Annotated in this window: 17 protein-coding genes; 9 read left to right on the top strand and 8 right to left on the bottom strand. The window is 60.8% G+C overall.

Annotated features, from left to right (window positions below; all coding sequences use genetic code 11):
• Positions 1 to 45 precede the first annotated feature (45 nt).
• The gene (locus J4E42_RS00500; protein ID WP_008026517.1) at positions 46 to 1,173 is read left to right on the top strand and encodes an acyl-CoA dehydrogenase; all 1,128 of its coding nucleotides are present in this window, start codon (positions 46 to 48) and stop codon (positions 1,171 to 1,173) included.
• Positions 1,174 to 1,186: 13 nt separating this feature from the next.
• Positions 1,187 to 1,960 carry an enoyl-CoA hydratase gene (locus tag J4E42_RS00505; RefSeq protein ID WP_084320700.1) on the top strand — a complete coding sequence of 258 codons (774 nt, stop codon included), beginning with the start codon at positions 1,187 to 1,189 and terminating at the stop codon, positions 1,958 to 1,960.
• A 116-nt stretch (positions 1,961 to 2,076) separates the two neighbouring features.
• Here the strand turns inward: J4E42_RS00505 and J4E42_RS00510 are convergent, their stop codons facing one another.
• Positions 2,077 to 3,228: an acyl-CoA dehydrogenase family protein gene (locus J4E42_RS00510; protein ID WP_008026512.1), complete on the bottom strand. Its 1,152-nt coding sequence runs from the start codon at positions 3,226 to 3,228 to the stop codon at positions 2,077 to 2,079.
• A gap of 3 nt (positions 3,229 to 3,231) precedes the next feature.
• Positions 3,232 to 4,338, bottom strand: a complete 1,107-nt coding sequence (locus tag J4E42_RS00515) for an enoyl-CoA hydratase/isomerase family protein (protein WP_207284290.1) — start codon at positions 4,336 to 4,338, stop codon at positions 3,232 to 3,234.
• A gap of 448 nt (positions 4,339 to 4,786) precedes the next feature.
• Here J4E42_RS00515 and J4E42_RS00520 point away from each other — a divergent pair, with 448 nt between their 5' ends.
• The 7 genes from J4E42_RS00520 (at position 4,787) to astA (ending at position 10,604) form a co-directional block, all read left to right on the top strand.
• A complete protein-coding gene (locus J4E42_RS00520) occupies positions 4,787 to 5,566 on the top strand; it encodes a transporter substrate-binding domain-containing protein (RefSeq protein WP_008026508.1) in 780 nt (259 codons plus the stop codon).
• Positions 5,567 to 5,641: 75 nt separating this feature from the next.
• Positions 5,642 to 6,367 (top strand): ABC transporter permease, encoded by a 726-nt coding sequence (locus J4E42_RS00525; protein ID WP_008038374.1) that lies wholly within the window; start codon positions 5,642 to 5,644, stop codon positions 6,365 to 6,367.
• Positions 6,364 to 7,074, top strand: a complete 711-nt coding sequence (locus J4E42_RS00530) for an ABC transporter permease (protein WP_008026504.1) — start codon at positions 6,364 to 6,366, stop codon at positions 7,072 to 7,074. Before J4E42_RS00525 ends, J4E42_RS00530 begins: the two co-directional genes overlap by 4 nt.
• Positions 7,075 to 7,125: 51 nt before the next feature.
• The gene (locus tag J4E42_RS00535) at positions 7,126 to 7,887 is read left to right on the top strand and encodes an ABC transporter ATP-binding protein (protein ID WP_008038375.1); all 762 of its coding nucleotides are present in this window, start codon (positions 7,126 to 7,128) and stop codon (positions 7,885 to 7,887) included.
• A 12-nt stretch (positions 7,888 to 7,899) separates the two neighbouring features.
• Complete coding sequence (locus J4E42_RS00540; protein WP_008026500.1) at positions 7,900 to 8,379, top strand: Lrp/AsnC family transcriptional regulator; 480 nt, start codon at positions 7,900 to 7,902, stop codon at positions 8,377 to 8,379.
• 255 nt (positions 8,380 to 8,634) lie between these two features.
• Entirely contained in the window at positions 8,635 to 9,573 is a 939-nt protein-coding gene (ctlX, locus tag J4E42_RS00545; protein ID WP_008038378.1) for a citrulline utilization hydrolase CtlX, read from the top strand.
• Positions 9,570 to 10,604, top strand: a complete 1,035-nt coding sequence (gene astA, locus J4E42_RS00550; protein WP_008038379.1) for an arginine N-succinyltransferase — start codon at positions 9,570 to 9,572, stop codon at positions 10,602 to 10,604. Before ctlX ends, astA begins: the two co-directional genes overlap by 4 nt.
• Before the next feature lie 51 nt (positions 10,605 to 10,655).
• On the opposite strand, the gene J4E42_RS00555 is transcribed toward astA, so the two are convergent.
• From J4E42_RS00555 to J4E42_RS00580, 6 genes are all read right to left on the bottom strand, one after another.
• Positions 10,656 to 11,363: an HPP family protein gene (locus tag J4E42_RS00555; RefSeq protein WP_207284291.1), complete on the bottom strand. Its 708-nt coding sequence runs from the start codon at positions 11,361 to 11,363 to the stop codon at positions 10,656 to 10,658.
• A 159-nt stretch (positions 11,364 to 11,522) separates the two neighbouring features.
• Entirely contained in the window at positions 11,523 to 12,701 is a 1,179-nt protein-coding gene (locus J4E42_RS00560) for an MFS transporter (protein ID WP_008026490.1), read from the bottom strand.
• 151 nt (positions 12,702 to 12,852) lie between these two features.
• Entirely contained in the window at positions 12,853 to 14,202 is a 1,350-nt protein-coding gene (locus tag J4E42_RS00565; RefSeq protein WP_207284292.1) for an MmgE/PrpD family protein, read from the bottom strand.
• The gene (locus J4E42_RS00570) at positions 14,199 to 15,086 is read right to left on the bottom strand and encodes a polysaccharide deacetylase (protein WP_207284293.1); all 888 of its coding nucleotides are present in this window, start codon (positions 15,084 to 15,086) and stop codon (positions 14,199 to 14,201) included. Before J4E42_RS00570 ends, J4E42_RS00565 begins: the two co-directional genes overlap by 4 nt.
• On the bottom strand, positions 15,079 to 15,921 hold the full coding sequence (locus tag J4E42_RS00575; protein ID WP_008038392.1) for a polysaccharide deacetylase: 843 nt from the start codon (positions 15,919 to 15,921) through the stop codon (positions 15,079 to 15,081). Before J4E42_RS00575 ends, J4E42_RS00570 begins: the two co-directional genes overlap by 8 nt.
• Before the next feature lie 140 nt (positions 15,922 to 16,061).
• A complete protein-coding gene (locus J4E42_RS00580; protein WP_008026483.1) occupies positions 16,062 to 16,886 on the bottom strand; it encodes an ABC transporter substrate-binding protein in 825 nt (274 codons plus the stop codon).
• Positions 16,887 to 16,911 lie beyond the last annotated feature (25 nt).

The following is a 16,911-nucleotide window of genomic DNA, read 5'->3' on the forward strand; positions in this document are numbered from 1 at the left end:
CTCCCACAGAGTTCTGTGTCGTACCCCGGATTTTAAGGATTTGCCATGATTCCCAATGACGAACAACTGCAGATCAGCGAAGCGGCCCGGCAGTTTGCCCAGGAACGGCTGAAACCGTTCGCCGCCGAATGGGACCGTGAGCACCGTTTTCCCAAGGAAGCCATCGGCGAAATGGCTGAACTGGGCTTCTTCGGCATGCTGGTGCCCGAACAGTGGGGCGGGTGCGACACCGGTTACCTGGCCTACGCCATGGCCCTGGAAGAAATCGCCGCCGGCGACGGCGCCTGCTCGACCATCATGAGCGTGCACAACTCGGTCGGCTGCGTGCCGATCCTCAACTACGGCAACGACGACCAGAAAGAACGCTTTCTCAAACCGTTGGCCAGCGGTGCAATGCTTGGCGCTTTCGCCCTGACCGAACCGCAGGCCGGCTCCGATGCCAGTGGCCTGAAAACCCGTGCGCGCCTGGAAGGCGATCATTACGTCCTGAACGGTTGCAAACAGTTCATCACCTCCGGGCAGAACGCCGGCGTGGTGATCGTGTTTGCGGTAACGGACCCGAGCGCCGGCAAACGCGGGATCACCGCGCTGATCGTGCCGACCGATTCACCGGGCTACAAAGTCGCCCGCGTCGAAGACAAACTCGGCCAGCATGCGTCCGACACCTGCCAGATTCTGTTCGAAGATGTCAAAGTGCCGGTGGCCAACCGCTTGGGCGAGGAGGGTGAAGGCTATCGAATTGCCCTGGCCAACCTCGAAGGCGGCCGCGTCGGTATCGCTTCGCAATCGGTGGGCATGGCCCGAGCCGCGTTTGAAGCGGCGCGGGATTACGCCCGTGAGCGCGAGAGTTTCGGCAAACCGATCATCGAGCATCAGGCCGTCGCGTTCCGCCTCGCGGACATGGCGACCCAGATCGCCGTCGCCCGGCAAATGGTGCATTACGCCGCTGCCCTGCGAGACAGCGGCAAACCGGCGTTGGTCGAAGCGTCCATGGCCAAACTGTTCGCCTCGGAAATGGCCGAAAAGGTCTGCTCTGCTGCATTGCAAACCCTCGGCGGTTACGGTTACCTGAACGACTTCCCGCTGGAGCGGATCTACCGCGACGTGCGGGTATGCCAGATCTACGAAGGCACCAGCGATATTCAGCGCATGGTCATTTCGCGCAGTCTTTAAGAAGGAGTCCATTGTGAGTTACGAAACGATTTTGCTGGAAATCCACGGCCGTGTTGGCCTGATCACCCTGAACCGTCCGCAGGCGCTGAACGCGTTGAACGCGCAGATCGTCAGCGAACTGAACCACGCCCTCGATGGCCTGGAAGCCGATTCGAACATCGGTTGCATCGTGCTGACCGGCTCGAAAAAAGCCTTCGCCGCCGGTGCCGACATCAAGGAAATGGCTGAGCTGACCTACCCGCAGATCTACCTCGACGATCTGTTCAGCGACAGCGACCGCGTGGCCAACCGCCGCAAGCCGATCATCGCTGCTGTGAACGGTTTTGCCCTGGGCGGTGGTTGTGAACTGGCGCTGATGTGCGACTTCATCCTCGCCGGGGACAACGCGAAGTTCGGCCAACCGGAAATCAACCTCGGCGTGTTGCCGGGCATGGGCGGCACCCAGCGCCTGACTCGCGCGGTCGGTAAAGCCAAGGCGATGGAAATGTGCCTGAGCGGGCGTTTGATCGATGCGGTTGAAGCGGAGCGTTGCGGGATCGTGGCGCGGATCGTTCCGGCGGATGAATTGCTGGAAGAAGCGCTGAAAGTCGCCGCGTTGATCGCCAAGAAATCGTTGCCGATTGCGATGATGGTCAAGGAAAGCGTCAACCGCGCCTTCGAAGTGAGCCTGTCGGAAGGCGTGCGCTTTGAGCGTCGGGTGTTCCATGCGGCGTTTGCGACGCAGGATCAGAAGGAAGGGATGGCGGCGTTTATTGCCAAGCGTGAGGCGGAGTTCGTCGGTAAGTGATGTAGCGTTCTCACGGACGTCTTCGCGGGCAAGCCTCGCTCCTACGGGTTATGTGTTGTTCATGCGAACACCGATAACCTGTAGGAGCGAGGCTTGCCCGCGAAGCTTTTTAAGGTTCACACCAGATAATTCTTCAACTCTCGGGCAATTACCATCCGCTGAATCTCGCTCGATCCTTCATAAATCTGCGTGATCCGCGCATCCCGGTAATAACGCTCCACCGGGTAATCCTCCAGATACCCGTACCCGCCATGGATCTGCATCGCTGACGAGCAGACCTTCTCAGCCATTTCCGAGGCAAACAGCTTGGCCTGCGAAGCCTCCGACAGACACGGCTTGCCGGCACTGCGCAACCGCGCGGCATGCAGGATCATCAACCGTGCAGCGTTGAGTTGCATGTGCATGTCGGCCAGCATGTTGGCGATGCTCTGGTGCTCGATGATCGGCTTGGCGAACTGCACGCGATCACGGGAGTAGGCCAGCGCCGCTTCGAAAGCGGCACGCGCGATACCCAAGGCCTGCGCGGCGATGCCGATGCGTCCGCCTTCGAGGTTGGAGAGGGCGATGGCCAGGCCTTTACCGCGCTCACCCAACAGATTGGCTTCGGGGATGGTGCAGTTGCTCAGGGTGACTGCGCAGGTATCGGACGCGCGAATGCCCATCTTGTGTTCGGTGCGATCAACGATGAAACCGGCGGTATCGGTCGGCACCAGAAACGCCGAGATACCACGCTTGCCCAGGTCCGGATCGGTCACGGCAAACACAATCGCCAGTTTCGCCCGTTTACCGTTGCTGACGAATTGCTTGGCGCCGTTGATCACCCACTGGCCGTCGCGCAGTTCGGCGCGGGTGCGCAGGTTATGCGCCTCGGAACCGGCTTGCGGCTCGGTCAGGCAGAAGCAGCCGATGGCCTTGCCGCTGGCCAGATCCGGCAACCAGGTCTGTTTCTGTTCGTCGGTGCCGTAGTTCATGACCGGCCCGCAACCCACGGAGTTGTGGATGCTCATCAGTGCACCCGTGGCGCCGTCTCCAGCGGAAATCTCTTCCACCGCCAGGGCGTAGGCGACGTAATCGACATAAGTGCCGCCCCATTCCTCGGGCACCACCATGCCAAGCAGCCCCAGTTCGCCCATCTTCGCTACCAGACCGTCGTCGATCCAGCCGGCCTTTTCCCAGGCTTGCGCGTGGGGCGCGATTTCGCCACGGGCAAAGTCCCGGGCCATGTCGCGGATCATGACTTGCTCTTCGCTCAATTCGATATCGTGCATGGCTCAGCTCCCGCTCCGGTCAAACCCTGTGAAAAAACTCGCGACATGTGCGGCGTCCAGCGCCTGCAAGGTCGGCGGGTTCCAGCGCGGGGTCTTGTCTTTGTCGATCAGCAAGGCGCGCACGCCTTCGATCAGGTCGCCGCGCTCGAACCACTGACGGTCCAGGTGCAGCTCCAGGGCAAAACAGTCTTCCAGACTCAGGTGCCGACCGCGCCGCAGCATTTCCAGGGTCACGCCCATGGCCAGCGGTGAACGGCTTTGCAGCAGGTCGGCGGTGGTGGTCGCCCATTCATGGCTGTCGGCAACCGTGACGTCGCGCAGTTGTTCAACAATACCCGGCACATCGGGCAGGGCGAAGAAGTGATCGATAGCCGGGCGCAGCGCTTCTAATGGCGCGTCCGGCAGTTGCTGCACGGCGAGTCGGGCCAGCAGGCCTTGCAGGTCCTTGAGCGGCGTGTCGTGCCATTCCAGCTGATCGAGTTTTTCGTCCAGCGTGGCCAGTTTGCTGCTGTCCAGATACCAGTCGGCCAGGCCGCAATAGAGCGCATCCGCCGCACGGATCTGCACGCCGCTGACGCCCAGGTAGATCCCCAGTTCACCGGGGATGCGCGGCAGGAAGTAGCTGCCACCGACGTCTGGGAAATAACCGATGGCCACTTCCGGCATCGCCAGGCGGCTTTTCTCGGTGACCACGCGTAAATCGGCGCCTTGCACCAGGCCCATGCCGCCACCCAGGACGAAGCCGTCCATCAGGGCGAGAACCGGTTTGCGGTAATGGTGAATTGCGAGGTCGAGGGCGTATTCCTCGACGAAGAATTCTTCGTGCAGGGTGTCGCCGTTTTTGAAGCTGTCATACAGCGAGCGGATGTCGCCGCCGGCACAAAAGGCTTTTTCGCCGGCACCGCGCAAGACCACCGCGTGAATGTTCGAGTCCTGCGCCCAGGCGTCAAGCTGACGCTGCAGATTGCGCACCATGTCGAGGGTAATGGCATTGAGGCCGGCGGGGCGGTTGAGGGTCAGGTGACCGATATGGTTGCGAACCTCGGCCAGCACGTCGTTTTGCGTGGCATCCATGGACGAAGTCCACTTCGATGAAACCTGAGCAGTCATCACTAACTCCCTGCTTTTATTGTTCTTTATAGAGAAGCTCGCGCGCGAGCGATGCTGGATCGTAACAGTGCAAATTTGCCTAGTACAACCCGGATATGTGCAGGTCTCGTGTGCATTTTTGTAATAGCGCTGAAGGATTTCCCTCTCAAGACCACCGCGGGCCGCGCTCACGACCGAATCGGCTGTGAAAACAGCCTTATCAGCGCAATCGGGGCGTCTGGAGCGGCCCTTACGACACCTGCAACAGGTTATCTGTTGGCATTCTGGCCGTGGTTTTGAAGCCGTCTGTGCCGAGGGTTTCAGGCTGGAGGCCGCAACGTGCGGCCCCTCGAACAAAACAATAAGAACGCTGTTGCGGCTCGCGCCGCACCGACTCTCTGTTCCTGCCCATAAAGGCGGTCCGGTTCGCCAGGCCGCGATAACTCCAAACAAATCGGGACTCAAGAAGATGAATATCAAATGGCTGACTTTGCCGACACTCGCGCTGCTGTGCTGCACCACCGGCGCCCATGCCAAGGAATGGAAAGAGCTGCGATTCGGCGTCAACCCAAGCTACCCGCCTTTTGAGTCAACCACCGCCGATGGCGGCGTGCAGGGCTTTGGCGTGGACCTGGGCAACGCGATCTGTGCCGAGCTGAAATTGACCTGCGTGTGGGTCAGCAATGATTTCGACGGGCTGATTCCAGCCCTCAAGGCCGGCAAGTTCGACGCCATCGAATCGTCGATGACCGTGACCGAGCCGCGCAAAAAGCAGATCGACTTCACCGACCGTCTGTACGCCGGGCCGACCGCCATCGTCACCCGCAAGGACTCCGGGCTGCTGCCCACCGCCGAGTCGCTGCGGGGCAAGACCATCGGTTACATGCAGGGCACGATTCAGGAAACCTACGCCAAGGCCAAACTGGGGCCGGGCGGCGTGAAGCTGCGGGCTTATCAGAATCAGGATCAGGTGTACGCCGACCTGGTTTATGGCCGTCTCGATGCGTCGATCCAGGACAAACTGCAAGCGCAGATGAGCTTCCTCACATCGCCACAAGGGGCTGACTTCCAGAACAGCGAAGGCATCAGCGACCCGTTGGTGCCGTCGGAAATCGCCATCGGCGTGCGCAAGGACAACGAAGAACTCAAAGGCATGCTCAATGCCGCCATCAAGGCCCTGCACGACAAGGGCATCTACGCACAGATCCAGCAGAAGCATTTCGGCGATCTGGACCTCTACAACAACTGATCCTCGCGCCCCAAGACACTGTGCCGTGAACCGGCGCAGTGTTCCTTCGTGGGCGCCTCAAGACAGGTGACTGGCGTGAATTCCTTCCTGAATCTGATCGGGCTCGATGTTTCGGCCCTGCAAGGCTATGGCCCATTGTTGCTGCACGGCACCTGGGTCACGCTGAAACTGTCAGCGCTCTCGCTGCTGGTTAGCATGGCGCTGGGGCTGCTCGGCGCGGCGGCAAAGCTGTCGCCGCTGAAGCTGTTGAACCTGCCGGCAACCTTCTACACCACCTTGATTCGCGGTGTGCCGGACCTGGTACTGATGCTGCTGATTTTCTACAGCCTTCAAGGCTGGCTGAGCAGCCTGACCGAAGCGATGGGCTGGCCGTACATGGAAATCGACCCGTTCGTGGCCGGGATTATCACCCTCGGGTTTATCTATGGCGCGTATTTCACCGAGACCTTTCGCGGGGCGATCCTCAGCGTGCCGCGTGGACAGCAGGAAGCCGCGGCGTGTTTCGGTTTGAACCGCTGGCAGCGGTTTCGCTTCGTGGTGTTTCCGCAAATGATGCGTTTTGCCTTGCCGAGCCTGGGCAACAACTGGCTGGTGTTGCTCAAGGCCACGGCGCTGGTGTCGATCATCGGCCTGTCGGACCTGGTCAAGGTCGCGCAGGAGGCCGGTAAAAGCACCTTCAACATGCTCGATTTCCTGCTGATGGCGGCGGCGCTTTATCTGCTGATCACCAGCGCGTCGAACTATGCCTTGCGTGTGTTGGAGCGACGTTACAACCAGGGCGTACGGGGGATGGCGCGATGATCGAGTTGATTGCCGAATACTGGAAACCCTTTCTGTTCAGCGACGGTGAAACCCTCACTGGCCTGGCGATGACCCTGTGGTTGCTGGTGGCGAGCATCGCAATGGGTTTTGTCCTGTCGTTGCCGTTGGCGATCCTGCGCACCTCGCGCTGGGGCTTGCTGCGCTGGCCGGTTCAGCTGTTTACCTACGTGTTTCGCGGTACGCCGCTGTATATCCAGCTGCTGATTTGCTACAGCGGGATCTACGGCATCGCAGTGGTGCGCTCGCAGCCGCTGCTCGAAGCGTTCTTTCGCGACGCGATGAATTGCACGCTGCTCGCGTTCACCCTCAACACTTGCGCCTATACCGTGGAAATTTTCGCCGGGGCGATCCGCAGCATTCCCTACGGTGAAATCGAGGCCGCCCACGCTTATGGCTTGAGCGGCTGGCGCCTGTACCTGCGACTGATCCTGCCCTCGGCGCTGCGCCGTGCGTTGCCGTATTACAGCAACGAAGTGATTCTGATGCTGCACGCGACTTCGGTGGCCTTCACCGCAACCATTCCGGACATTCTCAAAGTCGCCCGCGACGCCAACGCCGCGACCTTCATGACCTTTCAGGCGTTCGGCATTGCCGGCCTGCTGTACCTCGCGTTGTCGTTTGGCCTGGTCGGCGCATTTCGCCTCGCGGAAAAGCGCTGGCTGAGCTTTCTCGGGCCGACTCATTAATCCAATTATCCAGAGCAGCGCCGAATCGGGCGCTGCTGCAGGGGTGTCTGCATGTACAAACTCACGGTTGAAAATCTGTATAAACGTTTTGGTGACAATGAAGTGCTCAAGGGCGTCTCGTTGAATGCGCGGGCAGGGGACGTGGTGAGCATGATCGGTGCCAGCGGTTCAGGCAAAAGCACCATGCTGCGTTGCATCAATTTTCTGGAACGGGCGGACGAGGGCGCCATCGAACTCGACGGCGAACGGGTCATCACTCGCCCGGGTGCGGGTGGCATGCGCGTCGCCCATCCGGCACAGTTGCAGCGTTTGCGCACGCGCCTGGCGATGGTGTTCCAGCATTTCAACTTGTGGAGTCACCTGACCGTTCTGGAGAACATCGTGCTGGCGCCGTGCCGGGTGCTGGGCATCAGCCGCAAGGCGGCTGAGGAAAGTGCACGGGCTTATCTGGACAAGGTCGGCTTGCCGCAGCGAGTCGCCGATCAATACCCGGCGTTTCTGTCCGGTGGGCAGCAGCAACGGGTGGCGATTGCCCGGGCGCTGGCGGTGGAGCCGGAAATTCTGCTGTTCGACGAGCCGACCTCGGCCCTTGATCCGGAGTTGGTCGGCGAAGTGCTCAAGGTGATTCAGGCACTGGCGGAAGAAGGCCGGACCATGTTGATGGTGACCCACGAAATGGGCTTTGCCCGGCAGGTGTCGAGCCAGGTGTTGTTCTTGCATCAGGGGCGGGTCGAGGAGCAGGGTGATGCGACGATCCTCGACCGGCCAAACAGTGAACGTTTGCAGCAATTCCTATCGGGTCGTTTGAAGTGAGGCAAGACGTACATGGCGGATATCCGCGATCTGTCGATCGTGCTTGATCGTATCGATCAGGCAATCATTGAAGTGCTGCGCCATGAAGGGCGCATCACTTACCAAAAGCTTTCGGAGCGCGTGCACCTGACCCCCAGGCCATGCCTGGAACGGGTGCGCAAGCTTGAACAGCTCGGGGTCATTCGCGGTTACGGGGCGATCCTCGATGAGAAAAAACTGACACCGGGGCTGTCTTTGCTGGTGTTGGTGGCGCTGTCGAATCAGAGCGGGCGGGCGGCGCAAAAAGCCTTCGAAGCCAAGGTCCGTGCTTGCCCGCAGGTGCTGGAGTGTCGCTTGATCAGCGGCGCGTTCGACTACAGCCTGCGCATGCGTTGCCGCGACATGGAACATTACCGGGTGCTGACCGAAGTCTGGTTCGACGACCCGGAGCTGCACATCGACAAACTGGTCAGCCACCCGGAACTGGCGATGGTCAAGACCACGATGGAGTAATAAACACCCCGGTTCGCTGTGGGAGCGAGACCGGCTTGCCGGCGATAGCGGTGTGTCATCCGACATTGATGTCGACTGGTACGCCGCAATCGCGAGCAGGCTCGCTCCCACATTTGGTTTTTGGTGTTTGCCGAATCGGCTGGAGGGGCCGGAATCTTCAGCCGTTTCCATCACCTTCAAAACCCTTATCAACCGGGTTTTCCCGCTCCCGAAACAGACAATGAGCCTCTCTCAACCCTCATTGAATCTGTGCCCATGCAAACCACCAATACCGTTTTGATGATTCGCCCGACACGTTTCTCTTTCAATCAGGACACGGCGGCGAACAACCGTTTTCAACGCCCGGCCGCCGTGTCCGAAGACGTTCAGCTCAAGGCCCTGCAAGAATTCGACGGCTACGTTGCCGCACTGCGCGGGCAAGGCGTCGAGGTCCTTGTGCACAACGACCTTGAGGCCCCGCACACGCCAGACTCGATCTTTCCCAACAACTGGTGGAGCAGCCACCCCGACGGCACGTTGGTGCTGTACCCGATGCAGGGCCACAACCGGCGCCTGGAGCGGGATAAAGGTGTGCTCGACTGGCTGCGCGACGAATACCGGGTCGAGCAGTTGCTGGACCTTTCCAGCCTCGAACAGCAAGAAGTCTTCCTTGAAGGCACCGGCAGCATGGTGCTGGATCGTCAGCAGCGGATTTGCTACGCCGGCTATTCCACCCGCACCCACGCCCGGGCGCTGGATGAGGTGGTCAACCATCTGGGTTACGAGCTGTGCGCGTTCACGGCGCAGGACCGTCAAGGCGTCGCGATTTACCACACTAACGTGATGATGAGCGTCGGTACGCGTCTGGCCATTGCCTGCCTGGCATCGGTCACGAACCCGAGCGAACGCCTGGCCCTGCGCTCGCGGCTGGAAGACAGCGGCAAGCAAGTCATCGCGCTGAACTGGAGCCAGTTGGAATCCTTTGCCGGCAACATGCTGGAAGTTCAAAGCAGTGCGGGCGACCCCGTGCTGGTGATGTCACGTACCGCCTGGCAAGCGTTGGACACCCGCCAGCGTCGGTTGATCGAAGCCCACACCACGCCGCTGCCAGTGAACATCGACACCATCGAACGCATCGGCGGCGGCAGCGCCCGCTGCATGTTGGCCGAAGTATTCCTGCCCAAACACCTGACTGCCAAGGAGCAAGTGCGATGATCGTCCGTCCCGCCACACCGGCTGACCTGCCGGCACTCCTGGCCCTGGCCCATAGCGCCGGGACCGGTTTGACCACCTTGCCTGCCGATGCGCCGCGTTTGCGCCAGCGTCTGGAATGGGCCGCGAAAACCTTTGCCGGCGACGCCGAGCGTGCCGATGCCGACTACCTGTTTGTGCTGGAAAACGACCAGCAAGAAGCGATCGGTATTTGTGCGCTGGCCGGTGCCGTCGGCCTGCGCGAGCCCTGGTACAACTATCGAATGGGCTTGTTTGTCGCGGCGTCGAAAAACCTCGGGATCAATCAACAACTGCCGACGTTGTTCCTGGGCAACGACATGACCGGGCAATCGGAGTTGTGCTCACTGTTCCTGCACGCCGATCATCGCAGCGGGCTGAACGGGCGCTTGTTGTCGAAGGCGCGGTTCTTGTTTCTCGCAGAGTTCCGTCAGCACTTCGGCGACAAGGTCATTGCAGAGATGCGCGGCTACTCGGACGAAGCGGGCATTTCACCGTTCTGGGAAGGACTGGGGCGACACTTTTTCAAGATGGACTTTGCCGATGCCGATTATCTTACCGGCCTGGGCAACAAGACCTTCATCGCGGAACTGATGCCCAAGTTTCCGCTGCCGACCTGCCTGTTGCCGGAAGCAGCGCGCTCGGTGATTGGCCGCGTCCATCCCAACACCGAGCCTGCACTGGGCATGCTTCAGGCGGAAGGATTCGAACACCGCGATTACATCGACATTTTCGACGGCGGGCCGCTGATTGAATGCGCCACCGCCGACATCCGAGCGGTGCGTGACAGTCAGGTACTGCAATTGAGCATTGGCACCCCCGGAGAACAGGCGGCGACTTACCTGATTCACAACCGCCAGTTTGCCGAGTGCCGGATTACCGCAGCACCGGCGCGGGTGGCGGCGGGCACGTTGATTGTCGATGCGCAGACCGCAAAAACACTGGGGTTGAGTGCCGGTGCATCGGTGCGGGCGGTGAGTCTGGCAGTACCGGCCAAGCAATTATCTGCGGCTTGACTCGATCCTTCAGGAGCGAGACTGCTCGCTCCTGAAGGGTTCTGTAGGGTGTCAGGTTCTGCGGCTAAGGACTTCAGTGATACTGCGCCGTTTGGCATGCAACTCACTGGCTTGAATCAACTGCTCAAGGTCTTCCGGCGTGACGTCAAAGAAAGCTTCCATGTCCGCCAGCGCCCGTTTCAGGTCCTGGGCAGTGATCGCCTGGCTGTCTATGGGCGGGTGATCGGCTGGCACCATCGCCACCGGTTCACTGGCGCGTCTTGGGTAACGAATGCGCGTCAGGTTGTTGTACGCCAGCGCGCTGAGCAACATCGTCGAGGCGCCGAGCATTACCGGGCCGAGGGCTTTCCAGTCCAGCGCTATGGTCGCCGGGTCTGCCAATACCAGCAGCAACGCCAAGGCTCCGGCCGGCGGATGCAGGCAACGCAGCCAGCACATCAGGATCAGTGACATGCCTGCGGCCAGGCAAGCACTGCCAAGGGTTCGTCCGAGCACGTGGGCGACCAACAATGCGATCACCCCTGCGCTCAAGTAACCGCCGAGAATCGACCAGGGTTGCGCCAATGCGCCGGAGGACACCGCGAACAACAGCACTGCCGAGGCGCCCAGCGGACCGATCAGGTGCTGCGCCACTTCGATGCCGAAAGCCTGTGAGCACAGCCAGACGCTGAACATCGTACCGAGGGCCATGCCGATGGCGGCGCGGCTCCATTCAGAAGGTCGAGTATTGATGGCGGCGGGGAACCAGCGAGCAAACATGAGGTGAACGGTCCGTTGCAAAAGTCTAGGCAAAAAAAAGGCTTAGCTGGGATACCCAGAAAGCCCTTGAAGTCGTTCCAACTATTGGGGGAGGAACGAGGCACAGTGTGCCGCTCATTCCAGACGGAGACAAATTCATATTAATGCAGTTTCAGTGCATTAATTTTGCTGTAAAGCCACCCGGCGTCCGCTCATGAAACACAGGAAACCGCCCATGGCGGTCAGCGCGCTCAGGGCATAAAACATCGTCGGCGCCGGGGTGTGCATCAACAGGAAACCGCAAATCACCGGGCTCAGGGCACCGCCCAGGGCCGCCAGGTTTTGTGCGCCGTAGTAACTGCCGCGCAGCTCTTCCGGGGCCAGGGTGTCGACGAACAGGAATTCGGCGGGGTAAATGATCATTTCGCCGAGGGTGAAGATGAACATCGCGATGCACCACGACACCAGGCTATCCGCCAGGCTGAAGCCGATCAGGCCGAGGATGAACAGGCTGGTGCCACCGGCAATCCAGTAGCGCAGTTGTTCACGCTTGAGGAAACGGCCGATCTGGTATTGCAGCAGGATCACGCTGATGGCGTTGCAGGCGAGCAGGGCGGCCATGGTTTCCAGGGCGCGTTTGGAGTCCTGGGTCACCAACAGGTATTGCGACAGGTACAGGGTGAAGCGCCCATGGACCACGGTGCTGAGCAGACAGCCGCAAGTGAACATGATCAGCGTGCGGTCGTTTTTCAGGGTGATCAGGGTTTTCAGAAAGCTTTGCGGCTGCCCAATCGCCGGTGTCTGGCTCGAATCTTTCGGGATCCCGCTCATCAAAAAGATGCTGAAAAACGCAATGCCGCCGGCAATCAGGAATGGCGCAATCGGGTAGACACCGGCGATGACCACGCCGAGCATCGGCCCCGTGGCGTAACCGATGTTGGTCAGGGTGTAGCGCAGGGAAAAGGCCTTGGCACGCTGGCCCATGGGCAGGTTTTCGCTGAGGATCGCCTTCGAGCCAATCAGGAACAGCGCCGAAGCGGTTTCGGTGATCACCAGGGTCAGGGTGGTCAAGTAGAGGTTTTCGGCGAAGGTCAGCAGCACGAAACCGATGGCGCTGGAGAGCATGGCGAGGATCAGCAACCGGCGCTTTTCGAGGCGGTCGATGATGTAGCCGCCGTAGAGTGCGAGCAGGGTGGCGATGAACACCGCGATGCCCAGCAGCAAGCCAACGTCCTGTTGGTTGAGGCCCAGTTTGTTGCTCAGGAACAACGTGAGCAACGGGCTGGTGATGGCGCGGCTGACGACGATGGTCAGCGATACGATCATCAACCGGCGGATAACAAGCGAGTAAGTGGCCACGGTGGGGCAAATGTCCTTATTCAGATTTCAGGGTGTTCGACGGTGTACCGTGTCGCGCCCAATCGCGAGCAGGCTCGCTCCCACAGGGAAATGCATTTCAAAGGTGGGAGCGAGCCTGCTCGCGATTGGGTCAGATCAGTCACCGCATTACTCAAGTCAGCCACCGATCCAGCACAGCAACCGATTCCAGCTGTTCCAACCGCCACAACTGCCCGATCAGTTCCTCTGCCTGCGACCTCGGCATCACCCGCACCGCCAGGCTGAAAAACTTCTGTTCCAACGCTTCATCACTCAACGGATTACCCGGCGCACCCAGTGGCGGGTCGACGCACAGGCTCGCCTGCCGACCGTCCACCGTCCGCACGCTCACCACGGGCTCGCCATCCTCTGACAGTTGCGGGTCCACTACAAGACGAATGCGCGACATCCACAGCGCAATCTTCGGAACACGCCGTTGCTCCTCGTCATACGCCTCCAGCCGGCAATGCCCATGCACCAGGCGTGCGGCGAGGGCGTACGGCAAACTCATCTGCGCCGCCGCGAGGCTGCTCACTTCCTGAGCGCCGCACATGTCCTGCAGAAACCCGCACAGCGAAACCTCAAGGTCTTCAACCTGATCGACATCCACCTGCAGTTGATCCAGCAACAACCCCAACGCGTCGATGGCCGAATGCGTGCCACGGCACGAGGCGTACGGCTTGATCGAACAGCGGGCAAGCTTCCACACGACGCCCAGGTCGGCATCCAGTGCTTCAGGTTGTGAAGACGCCCCGGCCAGGGTTTTCAGGAAACCGCCCCAGACATCATCGAACAGCTTCGACGGCCCGGTGATGCCTTGCTGTGCAAACCGTGCCGCCAGCAATCCACCTTCGGCGGCGCGCCCGCTGTGCAGTTTTTTACTCTGCGAGCCGTCGTGGATGAAGGCCCACAAGCCGCCGCTGAAACTGCCGGCAATGCCCAGTGCCGAGAGCATTTGTCCGGCGTTCAAACCCAGGATGCGTGCACTTGCCGCCGCCGCGCCAAACACGCCGCAGGTAGCGGTGGAATGCCAGCCGGCGCCGTTGTGCGCCGAATAACCACCACAGGCTTCGAGCACGCGGCGGCCGACTTCGTAACCGATGACCACCGCCGTGATGAACTCGCGACCACTGACCGGCCGCGTGGACATCGAAACAGCGGCCATCACCGCCGGCAGCACCACCGCGCCGGAATGGTCACAGCCACCGGTGTCATCCAGTTCCAGCGCATGTGCGGCGACGCCGTTGAGCATTGCAGCCTGAGCGGCGCCGACCCGCAGGTCCGCGCCCCAGACCAGCGTGCCGCCGGTTTCGCCCGCGAACACCAGGCGCGCCTGTTTCGCCACATCGCTATCAGCCCCGGCCAGCGTCGCGCCAAAGGTGTCGAGAATGTGCCGTTTGGCTTGTGCAACCAGTGCCGGGGGCAAGTCTTCAAATCGTGTGTCGACGCAAAACTGCGCCAGTCGTTGCAAACGCTCGGTCATAGGAGGTAGTCCCGATAATGCCGTTCGTACACTGATGCCGGGTGATCCTCGGTCACAGGCGTCGCGGAATCGGCCCACCACTGAGCGACTTCGGCTCCGGTGGCGATCCACACATCGTTGTGTTGCTGAATGCCCTGCAGCAATTCGCGCAACACGCCGATCCGTCCCGGCGTGGCAATGATTTCCGGGTGCAAACGCAGCACGTAACACAGCCCGAAGCGGTGAAACCCGGCGAAGTCCATTTGCAGGTTGCCCAGGGTGTGGCTGTAGGAGGCGATCCGCGATTGCGCCGGCGGCACCGCCGGGCTCAGGTTGAACGCGAAGTAGGGTTCGTCTTCCAGCTCGTAGTGCAAGGGCAGTTCGATCACCTGCGGCGCTGTGGGATGCGCGAACGGCAAATCATCGCCGCGCCACGAGGATGACCAATGAATGCCCTGATCCCTCAGCGCCTCGATGAACCCCGGCGCGCCATTGCCGGCGGGGATGCGAAACCCCGTCGGGCGCTGGCCGGTCAATGCTTGCAGAGCCTCGCAGCCGGCGGCAATTTCGGCGCTCTGCTGCGCCAGATCGAGGGTGTCGTAGTTTTGATGGCGATACCCGGCGCAGGCAATTTCATGCCCACCGGCCTGAATCGCCTGAAGGTGTTCGGGGTTTTCTTCGGCGACGATGCCGGGGACAAACCAGCTGCTGCGAACCCCCAGCTCCTTGAACAAACCCAGCAGACGCTCGACGCCGCGCTGACTGCCATAACGCCATACAGAGAGTGTCTTGTCGCGCCCGGCGACTTCCGGCGCCTGGGTGAGAATCCCGTGAATGTCGTTGTAATCGACGGTCAGCACCACCGCGCAGCGATAGCCGTCGGGCCAGACGATGGAATCAGCCATGGTGATGCTCCTTCAGCCACCACTGGGCGACGTCGCGGCAAGTGGCAAACCACACGTCGTCGCGCTGACGCATGTGTTCGAACAGTTTTTCCAGCAACAGGATGCGTCCCGGTTTGCCGGTGATCTTGGGGTGGAACAGGGTGGTCAGGCACAACCCTTCATTCATGGCGCCGTCGTACTCGCGGCACCAGTTGTCCAGAGTCAGCTCGTAGCTGGCCGTGCGGTCCAGTCCCGAAGGAAAGTCCGGCGCGCGGGTGTAGGCGAGGGAGGCGTAGTCGTCCATTTCCCAGCGACCGGGGATTTCCACCAGTGGCGTGTCGAACCCCGGCACGTTCACCAGGTACGGCCGGTCGTCGCCGCGCATGCTGCTGGAGTAGGTCACGCCGGCTTCCACCAGCATCGCCGGGGTCTCGGCGCGCCAGTCGCCGGACGGCGTGCGGAAACCTTCGGCGCGGATGTTCAGGTGTTTCCAGAACACCTCGCGGGATTTCTTCATTACGTCCTTTTGCTGGTCCAGCGTCAGGGCGTAAAAGGATTCGTGTTTGTAGCCGTGGTACGCCACTTCATGCCCGCGCTCGACAATCGCCTGGCACTGTTTCGGCCAGTTCTCCACGACCCAGGCCGGAACGAAAAACGTAGTCGGGATGCGGAATTCGTCGAGCAGGTCGAGAATCCGTGGCAGCGCCCGGTAAGGGCCGTAACCACCAAAACCGAAGTACTCGGGCTTGTGCCAGATCGAGCCGTTGAGCATCGCATCGCCGGTAGGGCCGTCGAGGTCGAAGGCCAGGGCAAGGCAGGCCTTGTGCTGGTCGGGCCAGGTTGGGGAGGACGACATCGTTGGTGCTCCGTTCTCAATAGTCGAAACGCAACCAAACCTGTAGGAGCCGGCTTGCCGGCGATGGCGGTGTGTCAGTCAACATTCATAGCGACTGATCCACCGCTATCGCCAGCAAGCTGGCTCCTACAGGGCAAGCATTACTTGCCGGCGTTGATGGTTGCCGTCTTGATTGCGCCCAGCTCCAGGTCCCATTTTTTCAGGATGGTCTGATAGCTGCCGTCATCGATCATGCTCTGCAACGCAACCTTCACCGCTTCGCTCAGCTCAGGCTTTTTGTTGCTCAGGCCCATGCCGGAGAACTGCACGGAAATCGGCTGGCCGACCGTTTTGTACATGTCCTTTTCCTGAGTCTTCAGGTACGACAAGGTCTCGCTGCCTTGCATCGCTGCATCGATACGGCTCTGACGCAGTTGCGCACGGGCATCCGCCGAGCCTTCGGTGCCGATCACCACGATGGCCGGTTTGCCGGCGGCTTCGCAGTTGGCCTTGCTGTATTCAGCGATTTCCGCCGGGAACGTGGTCCGGCGGCTGGTGCCGACTTTCTTGCCGCACAGGTCGGTGATTTCGTTGAAGTCCTTGTTCTTCTGCAGGGTGTAGAACTGCGGACCGCTGGTGAAGTAGTCGACGAAGGTCACGCTGGCCTGACGCTCTTTGGTGTCGGTCATGCCCGACAGCACCATGTCGACGCGGTCGGTGGTCAGGGCGTTGATCATTTGCTCGAAGCCGGTTTCCTGCCATTTGATCTTCACGCCCAGACGTTCGGCCAGGGCGTTGCCCAGATCAACGTCCACACCGGTGAGGGTATTGGTGGCCGGGTCCTTGAAATCCATCGGCGGGTAGTTCGGCATGATCGCGACGACGATCTCGCCTTTTTCCTTGATGCTGGCCGGCAATTCGGCGGCGAAGCTGACGCTGGATGCCATCAGGCCTGCGAGTACTGCTGGGATTACGATGTTCTTCATGGTCGTTCTCTTATGTGTGTTGTTA

The sequence above is a fragment of the Pseudomonas sp. FW300-N2A2 genome (assembly GCF_017351735.1).
In the GTDB taxonomy this organism is placed as follows: domain Bacteria; phylum Pseudomonadota; class Gammaproteobacteria; order Pseudomonadales; family Pseudomonadaceae; genus Aquipseudomonas; species Aquipseudomonas migulae.